Below are 589 nucleotides of genomic sequence, written 5' to 3'. Positions count from 1 at the left end.
CAGAAAACTATATGGTGGAGGCTGAGGGGATCGAACCCCCGACCCTCTGCTTGTAAGGCAGATGCTCTCCCAGCTGAGCTAAGCCTCCATATTATGACCCGTAGGGGATTCGAACCCCTGTTACCTCCGTGAAAGGGAGGTGTCTTAACCCCTTGACCAACGGGCCACACTAACAAAAATTTATCTGGCGGAGAGAGAGGGATTCGAACCCTCGAGACGCTTTTGGCGCCTACACGATTTCCAATCGTGCTCCTTCGACCAACTCGGACACCTCTCCTGAATGGCTCCCCGAACAGGGCTCGAACCTGTGACAACTCGATTAACAGTCGAGTGCTCTACCAACTGAGCTATCAGGGAATGGTGGAGCCAAGCGGGATCGAACCGCTGACCTCCTGCTTGCAAGGCAGGCGCTCTCCCAGCTGAGCTATGGCCCCATACACTGTGGTTTAAAACTTATATGGTGGGCCCTGGTGGACTCGAACCACCGGCCTCACCCTTATCAGAGGTGCGCTCTAACCAACTGAGCTAAGGGCCCCAATATATTTCCCTTTTCCTTACGAGGGGGGCAAAAAAAATACCCCAAAGGGAA

6 tRNA genes are annotated in these 589 nt (G+C 53.8%); all 6 read right to left on the bottom strand.

Annotated features, from left to right (window positions below):
• Nucleotides 1–12 precede the first annotated feature (12 nt).
• The 6 genes from Q0V21_RS32735 to Q0V21_RS32710 all read right to left on the bottom strand — a co-directional run bounded on the left by Q0V21_RS32735 (nt 13) and on the right by Q0V21_RS32710 (nt 535).
• A tRNA-Val gene (locus Q0V21_RS32735) sits at nt 13–88 on the bottom strand.
• A gap of 6 nt (nt 89–94) precedes the next feature.
• A tRNA-Glu gene (locus Q0V21_RS32730) sits at nt 95–166 on the bottom strand.
• 19 nt (nt 167–185) lie between these two features.
• Nucleotides 186–277 (bottom strand) — tRNA-Ser (locus tag Q0V21_RS32725).
• 4 nt (nt 278–281) lie between these two features.
• Nucleotides 282–357, bottom strand: a tRNA-Asn gene (locus Q0V21_RS32720).
• Nucleotide 358: 1 nt separating this feature from the next.
• Nucleotides 359–434: transfer RNA gene (locus Q0V21_RS32715), tRNA-Ala, on the bottom strand.
• Nucleotides 435–458: 24 nt separating this feature from the next.
• Nucleotides 459–535: transfer RNA gene (locus Q0V21_RS32710), tRNA-Ile, on the bottom strand.
• Nucleotides 536–589: the final 54 nt, after the last annotated feature.

The sequence above is a fragment of the Paenibacillus sp. 11B genome (assembly GCF_030487755.1).
In the GTDB taxonomy this organism is placed as follows: domain Bacteria; phylum Bacillota; class Bacilli; order Paenibacillales; family Paenibacillaceae; genus Paenibacillus; species Paenibacillus vandeheii.
Note: the sequence above shows the minus strand (reverse complement) of the source record. Positions and strands in the feature narration are given on the sequence as shown.